Here is a 7,956-nt window from a genome sequence, read left to right as displayed (position 1 = left end):
TTAGAGAAGGCGCGGTTGACCATATCTTCCCACGTCTTCTCTAGGGGAACGGGGAAACCGTACTTGTTAAGATAGTCGCCAATACCGGGAGAGGTCCAATACTTCCTTCCTTCATAAGACGCCGAACCCCAATCGTCATCCATCATCAATGGCGTCTCGCGCCATTCTGTGTACCTCCCCTGCCATCCCTCCCAAGGGTTTTGGGGCAATTTTTCTAGGTAGCCTATCCCACGGGCCTTTATTTGCGCGGCAACTGAGGCAGGCAGTTGGAAGACCAGTAGCCCAGTCTCATTTCCACCCGGACCGAAGCCCCACGACTGTTCCGAAACATAAAGAACATTGGAAACATTCAACGCCTCCGGAACAACTCTGAGGTGATGGCTCCTTAAGTAGAGCTGAGACCCCACCCAAGGCATCCCAACCATCAGAGCAACGACGACGGTCCATTTCCAATATTTCGGCATGTTATCCTTCAACGCACCTACGAACTGGGGGCCTTTGATTGCAACCGATAATGGCGGCTTTCAAGCCGTCTGATTTCCACTTTGAACGTCCGAAGAGAGCAGAAACGCGACCATAACCTACGCAAAGCATCATGTCTGCTGTTGCACAAATCGGCCGAAGTATTCGACTGGGTGCGGCGCAAACCAGCCATGGCATTCCCCAAAACCCAAGCGCCCAGCATGTCCCCCGCACCCGACCCGGCCGTCTTCCCATATCAGCGCCTAAAGCAGCGTCTCCTGCCACGCCCTCAGCTTGGCAAGCGACACGCCGATGCCGCCACAGACCTCGATCAGCGGGTTCTGGAATCGCGACAAAAGCCCGGCATGCACATCGGCAACGGCGAGCACTGCGCCGCAGGCCGGCTCGACCAAGATGCGATAGGCATCGGCAAATTTCAGGCAGGCCGCCACCGCGTCCGCATCGCTGACCGTTACGCTCTCGATCGGATGGCTGCTCGGCAGCTCGAACACGTGTTGCGCCACCTGGCGCGCGCCGAGCGAATTGGCAATCGACGTGATCGCCGGCAGCGTCACCCGCTCGCCGGCCATGACGCTGGCATTGAGCGAGGCAGCTCCCTCGGTTTCGACGGCGATCACCGGCACATGCGAAAGCCCGTTGCGCCGCAATCCCTCGACGATACCCGCCATCAGCCCGCCGCCGCCGACACTGGCAATGACGCAGTCGAATTCCGCCCCCTTCGCCACCACTTCGTCGATCAGCGTGCCATGACCTTCCCAGAGCAGCGGATGGTCGAAGGGATGCACATAGGCCGCCTTGCGCGCCTCGGCGAGCGCGATCGCATGGGCATTCGCCGCGTCGAACACCGCGCCATGCACGAGAACCGCAGCCCCCGTCGCCTCGATCAGCAGCCGCACCTCGACCGAAGTCGTTTCCGGCACCACGATCGTCACCGGCACGCCGAGCGCGCGGCCCGCATAGGCCGCCGCAATGCCGGCATTGCCACCCGAAGCGCAGAAGATTTCCCCAGCGCCGTTCTCCACCTCATGCTGGCAAAGCCGGCCGACGCCGCGCAGCTTGAAACTGCCGGACGGCTGCAGCGCATCGAGCTTCAGCCACAGCGGCCGGCCGCTTTTGCTATAGGCTTCGCTGGTGCGAAACAGCGGCGTGTCGAGATGCAGGGGAAGCGCAGGCATGGGGGGCATTGGATCACCGGAATTGGACAGAGATGCGCACTTGTGACCGGCAAACGCAGGCCCGTCAACCGAGCAGGGATGCGTGTGGCCAGCCCGCAAACCGTACCGTTTCGGCCTCTTGCTCGCTTGAAATGCCAGGGGTCGGGGTCTAAGAAACCGCAACTTGTTTTTCAGCGGAGGCTATCATGACTGAGCGCAATCTTCTTCTCCTGCCCGGCGACGGCATCGGCCCGGAGGCCATGGCCGAAGTCCGCAAGATCATCGCCTATATGAATGCCGAAAAGGCTGCCGGCTTCGTCATCGAGGAAGGCCTGGTCGGCGGATCCGCCTATGACGCCCATGGTGCCGCGATCTCGGAAGACGACATGGCCAAGGCGCTTGCCGCCGATGCCGTGCTGTTCGGTGCGGTCGGCGGCCCGAAATGGGATGACGTTCCTTACGAGGTGCGCCCGGAAGCCGGTCTGCTGCGCCTGCGCAAAGATCTCGAGCTCTTCGCCAACCTGCGCCCGGCGATCTGCTACCCGGCGCTCGCCAACGCCTCGTCGCTGAAGCCCGAACTGGTCGAAGGCCTCGACATCCTGATCATCCGCGAACTGACCGGCGGCGTCTATTTCGGCGAACCGAAGACCATCACCGATCTCGGCAATGGCCAGAAGCGCGCCATCGATACCCAGGTCTACGACACCTACGAAATCGAGCGCATTTCCGCCGTCGCCTTCGAGATGGCCCGCACCCGCGGCAACCGCGTCTGCTCGATGGAAAAGCGCAACGTGATGAAGTCGGGCGTGTTGTGGAACCAGGTGGTCACCGCGACCCACAAGGAGAAGTTCTCCGACGTCAAGCTCGAGCACATGTTGGCCGATGCCGGCGGCATGCAGCTCGTTCGTGCGCCAAAACAGTTCGACGTCATCGTCACCGACAATCTGTTCGGCGACATGCTGTCGGACGTCGCCGCCATGTTGACCGGTTCGCTCGGCATGCTGCCGTCCGCTTCGCTCGGCGCGCCCGACGCCAAGACCGGCAAGCGCAAGGCGCTCTATGAGCCGGTGCATGGCTCGGCCCCGGACATCGCCGGCCGCGGCATTGCCAACCCGATTGCCATGATTGCCTCGTTCGCCATGTGCCTGCGCTACTCGTTCAACATGGTCGAGGAAGCCGACCGGCTGGAAAAGGCGATCGCCAACGTGCTCGACAAGGGCATCCGCACCGGCGACATCATGGCCGAAGGCGCAACGGAAGTCGGCACCGTCGAAATGGGCGATGCGATCCTCGCCGAATTCAAGGCCCTGTCGGCCTGATCGATCTCTTTCGCCTCGGCGAAAATATGAACGGCGCGGAGCAATCCGCGCCGTTTTGCGTTCGTCCCATCCGGCGTCCCCTGTGTCATCTGGCTTCGTCATCTCGCTTTGTCATCCCGCCTGCCACCACGTTCATCTACCGGGCAATGGTCACAACTGCGTGAGAATCCCGACGTCTCACTGTGCGGTACAAATCCGGACACGCCTCTCCAGCGTAATCAGAACAGACAAAGCCTGAGATCGGCCGCAGCCGTCGCGACAGATCCCCGCAAGCCGGCCTGAACAAAGTCAAACCTCGACCAGACGCCTCTGCATGCCATGGAACATTAGCGCCCTTTGTCCGTTGATGCTTAAATGCGCAAATGAGGCTCTTGCCAGCAAACGGTCCGCACCGACCATGGAGAGATTTCGATGAAAGCCATGTCCGCTGACAGACACATCATCAAATACGCGATGTCGCAGCCCTATCTCGAACGGCAGGAAGAGCTGGATCTGGCGATCCGCTGGAAGGACAACAACGACCAGGATGCGCGCAACCGCATCGCCCAGGCCCATATGCGCCTGGTCATCGCCATGGCTTCGAAATTCCGAGGCTTCGGCCTGCCGCTTAACGACATGATCCAGGAAGGCTATATCGGCCTTCTCGAGGCCGCCGCCCGCTTCGATCCCGGTCGCGAGGTCCGTTTCTCGACCTATGCCGGCTGGTGGATCCGCGCCTCGATGCAGGATTACATCCTGCGCAACTGGTCGATCGTGCGTGGCGGCACGAGCTCGTCGCAAAAGGCGCTGTTCTTCAACCTGCGCCGCCTGCGCGCCAAGCTCGCCCAGGGCGACAACCGGTTAAGCGACCAGGCCATCCACCAGGAAATCGCCTCGGCGCTCGGCGTCAGCCTCGCCGACGTGCAGTCGATGGACGCCCGCCTGACCGGCAATGACGCCTCCCTGCAGACCCCCGTCGCCGGCCGCCATGGCGAAGGCGCAGAACAGCTCGAAATGCTGAAAAGCAACGAGACGCTACCGGACGAACAGGCAACCAGCATTATCGACGGCGAACGCTGGACCGGCTGGCTGAGAAGTGCTCTGACCCAGCTCAATGAACGCGAAAGCCGCATCATCAAGGCCCGCCGCCTGACCGAAGACGGCGCGACCCTCGAAGAACTCGGCGTCGAACTCGGCATCTCCAAGGAACGCGTCCGCCAGATCGAGACCCGCGCTCTGGAAAAGCTGAAATTCGCGCTGACCACCCGCGTACCGGCAGCCAGCCGCTACGAGATGGCCTATTGAGGGCAGTCAGGGATTGAGCGAAAGAGGCCGATGGAGACGCTGGCTTTTTTCCCCTGAGTCAAATAAGCGAAATCTTTGCGCCATGGTGAAAGCAGCCATGGCGATATGACTCGACTTGACCGTCACGTCGACGAGCAGACCAACTCACAACAGTGCGAAAATCCTCACCTCACGCCCGATGCCGTGCAGTTCCTCCATCCGGGAGGCCGATGTGATGCCGCCGTTGCTGAGGATTTCTGAAACCTTGGCGTCCCCGACGATCGCCTCCGTCGTCATGATCACATTCGGATCGGCAAGGCCCTGGACCCGGGACGCGATATTGACGGTTTGGCCGAAATAGTCCTGACGGTCGTTCAGGTTGACGGCGAGGCATGGTCCCTCATGAATGCCGATCTTCAGGAGAAGGTCGTCGCTGCCGTGTTCGGTATTCAGCCGCAGCATCGCCTCGCGCATCCTGAGCGCGGCCGCCACCGCGCGGTCCGGGCTCGGAAAGGTTGCCATCACGGCATCGCCTATGGTCTTGACGACCGCTCCGGCCTCTGTGGCGACGATCTCGTGAAGAACTCTGAAATGCTCCCGCACCAGATCGAAAGCGGCAAGATCCCCGACGCGCTCGTAGAGCGCGGTCGAGCCCCTCAGGTCGGTGAACAGGAACGTCAGGCTGGTGATCTTGAGGCGCTGGTCGACGTCGAGCGTGTCGGTCCGATAGATGTCTCGAAAACTCTGGTTCGTCAGCAGCCGCTTGGCCGTCAGAAAGGCGCGCCTGCGGCCGAGGAGCTCGTGCAGGTCGTCTCCCGCGATGCAGACATTCGGCACAACTCTGCGATCGGTGTGGTTTTCGAGGGTCAGCCGCAACTGGCCGGGACGTAGGATCAGCGTTTCATTCGGCGTGTGCGCCCGGCTCATGACCATCGAGAGGTTCTGACGTTCGTCGGTGGGCTCGCCCTGCACGTCGATGAATTGCGCCGAATGCGTGACCGCATCGAAGATGATGACGAACTGCGCCGGCAGCTGCAGCGAAACGAAAGCCTTCTCGCCCGGCGCAAGCTCGATCATCTCCAGAAGGATGCGTTCGAACCGCGTCTCCAGATCATCCGGCAGGTCCACGCCGGAGCTGAAGAAGATCTGCCGGTAATATTCAAGCGGAGACAGCCGATCGGGGTCGTGGGCCGCAATCTTGCGCACTCTCGGACTGACGGTAAAGGTGACCTCGACCATCTCGTCGAGGGTCGGTTCGTATCCGGCCGCGCAGAGCGCGCAGTGGTAGGTGTCCTGGACGACCCCCTTGAGAGTGGCGCCGCTGTCGAGGACGCCGCCGCATCCAGGGCAAAGGACATTCCAGGTCATCTCGAATGCGCCGATGCGGGCGGCATGGAGAAGCGCCGCAATCGTTTTCTCCGCATCGAGATTATGTTTATCGGCGAAGGCAAGCGCATTGATGCGATTGAGATCACGATCCGAGCCGTGCCGGACGACGTTTTCGATACACGCCACCGTCTGCGGGTCAGCCGCCTGTCGCAGGGTGGAAAAAAGCACGTCCATTTCACTCATGAGACAAGTCTCCGTGCAGAACCCACGGCGGACGACGCCAGGACCCGGATCATACCATGGGATTGGGAGTGTCCTAAAGAAAATCGATAGGCCTGGATGCCGTTCGTTCCCCGATCTGCTTGGATCGTCCCTATGGGGTGCCGACATGCGAGGATATCCCCGGCTGCTTCGGCGGCCGCCTCGAGCAGTTCGCCACCAGGTTTGGGACGTGGCCACCGACCCCACCCAGCGCATGACCGGGCTCTGAGTGAGGAAAGCCTCACTCCGAGATGATCTTCACCCGCATGCCCGGCGCCACCGTCGATGTCGGTCCCAGCGCGTTGATCAGCCGGAACAGTTCGAGCTTGCGGTCGGTGCCCATCATCCGGGCCGACAGCGTGCCGATATCGTCCTTTGCCCCGACGGTGACGACGCGAACCCTGAGCGGCTTCAATGTCGCGGCTTCCTCCGGCGAGATCCGCCGGAAACTCGTGCGCAACTGCTGCGCCGTCGGCTCCAGGGCCGCACTGCCCTTCGGCACGGCGGTGAGGAAGCGGAAGATCTGCGTGCCGATGCGGATCACGGTGATATCGAAATCCCAGCGATCGGCCGAGGCCCTCGCGGTGGCCGCCTCCAGTCCGTTGACCGTGGTCATCTGGATCGTTTCCGGCAGAAGGCCGGTGACCCAGCCGCTGGAAATATAGTTCGACAGCGTCATCTTCTGGCTGTCGGCGACGCCGTCGAAACGGATCGCCACATCGCCCGGCCCGGTCGCCAGCACCGCCTCGACCTTGTTGTCGATCTGGAAGCCGGCCGGCACGTCGAAGCGGATGCCGAGCGTGCCATGCAGGAAGGTCTGGCCGCGCACATAGCCTTCCTGCGGGCTGTCGCCATAGAGCAGACCATTGATGCCGTTCAGATAATAATCGCGCCCCGTCTCGCCATGCGTACCCTCCGGACCAAACGCCCTTGCATGGCGCTTGGCGAGATCGACGCGCTGCGGCGCGTTCGGATGGCTCGACAGGAAGTCGAGGCTCTGGTCGGCATCGGGATCGACCGAGGTGAACTGGCTGTAGCGCGCCATCGAATCGAGGAAACGCGCCGCTGCATAAGGGTCGTATCCGGCCTCGCCCAGCGTGCGCACGCCGATCACGTCGGCCTGCAACTCCTGCTGGCGCGAGAATGCGGCGAGGCGCAACTTTCCGCGGGCGAGCGCCTGCTTGCCGGCAAGATCGCTCGACAGGACTTCGGCGACCACCCGGCTGGCGATTACTTCCGCCTCTTCGCGGCGCTGCCGCTCGATGCCGTGATTGGCGGTCACATGCGCCATCTCGTGGCTGAGCACGGCCGCCACTTCCGATGCGTCATTGGCCAGTGCCAAAAGCCCGCGCGTCACATAGAGATAACCGCCCGGCAGCGCGAACGCATTGATCGCCGGCGAATTGAGGATGGTGATGCGGTAGGACTGGTTCGGATTCTCCGACACCGCCGTCAGCGCCCCGGCAATGCGCGCGACAAGCCGTTCGGTCTTCGCGTCGGAATATTCGCCGCCATAGGATGCCACGATGCGCGGATGTTCGCGTGCGCCCATCTGCGCCCGCGGATCGTCCTTCTGCACTTCGTCGACGATCTGCGGATTGGTCGACGGTGCGACGCTCGGCACATAGGCCTGCTCGAACAGCGACTGGCAGGAAGACAACAGGAGGCTGAGGCTGACGAGGCCAGCAATCGACGAGACAAACCTCGCGGACCCGCGCCGCCGAACGTTTTCGGCGACCAACGCGCTGTTCCCAGTCAAAAACTGCATCCTGCCCCTTTGCCTAAACCTTCGTCAGCGCCTGTCGAGCCCGAGATCCCGGTCGATAGCCACGCAAACACGCAACCAAGCAAACCGAGAATCGGTCTATCCCATCAAGCATCTGCCGCCATTTCACACAATGCGAAAAAACCGCATGCTGATTAAGATAGTGGCGACACACGATATGACCAAGGCTTGTTGACGCCAAGCACCCATTCCCTTGGCGCATGACACCGGCGAACGACGAAATTAAGGCGAAGGCCGCTCGCCAACACCAAGTCCGGCACCGAGCCGGGCACCCGGTCCGCCAAAGCGCCGCACCGCGTCGAGGTCCTGCCGGGCAAAAAAGTCAGCCGTCGCCGCTGCAACCAGCACGCGACCGGCCTCA

At 62.0% G+C, this 7,956-nt stretch carries 5 protein-coding genes and 1 pseudogene; 2 read left to right on the top strand and 4 right to left on the bottom strand.

What is annotated here, in order from left to right; translation table 11 throughout:
* Positions 1-464: pseudogene (locus tag PDO_RS28725) on the bottom strand (hypothetical protein); the annotation flags it as partial.
* A 261-nt stretch (positions 465-725) separates the two neighbouring features.
* Positions 726-1,658, bottom strand: coding sequence for a pyridoxal-phosphate dependent enzyme (locus PDO_RS06060; protein WP_007599241.1), 933 nt, complete (start codon positions 1,656-1,658; stop codon positions 726-728).
* Between the two features lie 185 nt (positions 1,659-1,843).
* Here PDO_RS06060 and leuB point away from each other — a divergent pair, with 185 nt between their 5' ends.
* Positions 1,844-2,956, top strand: coding sequence for a 3-isopropylmalate dehydrogenase (gene leuB / locus PDO_RS06055; protein WP_007599240.1), 1,113 nt, complete (start codon positions 1,844-1,846; stop codon positions 2,954-2,956).
* Positions 2,957-3,367: 411 nt separating this feature from the next.
* Complete coding sequence (locus PDO_RS06050; RefSeq protein ID WP_007599239.1) at positions 3,368-4,240, top strand: RNA polymerase factor sigma-32; 873 nt, start codon at positions 3,368-3,370, stop codon at positions 4,238-4,240.
* A gap of 144 nt (positions 4,241-4,384) precedes the next feature.
* Here PDO_RS06050 and PDO_RS06045 read toward each other — a convergent pair whose 3' ends face one another.
* Positions 4,385-5,791 (bottom strand): adenylate/guanylate cyclase domain-containing protein, encoded by a 1,407-nt coding sequence (locus tag PDO_RS06045; RefSeq protein WP_007599238.1) that lies wholly within the window; start codon positions 5,789-5,791, stop codon positions 4,385-4,387.
* Positions 5,792-6,050: 259 nt separating this feature from the next.
* Positions 6,051-7,577 (bottom strand): M48 family metalloprotease, encoded by a 1,527-nt coding sequence (locus PDO_RS06040; RefSeq protein ID WP_007599233.1) that lies wholly within the window; start codon positions 7,575-7,577, stop codon positions 6,051-6,053.
* Positions 7,578-7,956: the final 379 nt, after the last annotated feature.

Origin of the sequence: Rhizobium sp. PDO1-076 (assembly GCF_000247475.1) — a bacterium.
GTDB lineage: Bacteria > Pseudomonadota > Alphaproteobacteria > Rhizobiales > Rhizobiaceae > Allorhizobium.
The sequence above is the reverse complement of the archived record's forward strand: the minus strand, read 5'-3'. Positions and strand labels throughout refer to the sequence as shown.

Bases quoted from the DNA above. Each gene is read 5' to 3' on its own strand.
- PDO_RS06045 (WP_007599238.1), bottom strand. From the start codon at position 5,791: ATGAGTGAAATGGACGTGCTTTTTTCCACCCTGCGACAGGCGGCTGAC.
- PDO_RS06060 (WP_007599241.1), bottom strand. From the start codon at position 1,658: ATGCCTGCGCTTCCCCTGCATCTCGACACGCCGCTGTTTCGCACCAGC.
- PDO_RS06040 (WP_007599233.1), bottom strand. From the start codon at position 7,577: ATGCAGTTTTTGACTGGGAACAGCGCGTTGGTCGCCGAAAACGTTCGG.
- PDO_RS06050 (WP_007599239.1), top strand. From the start codon at position 3,368: ATGAAAGCCATGTCCGCTGACAGACACATCATCAAATACGCGATGTCG.
- leuB (WP_007599240.1), top strand. From the start codon at position 1,844: ATGACTGAGCGCAATCTTCTTCTCCTGCCCGGCGACGGCATCGGCCCG.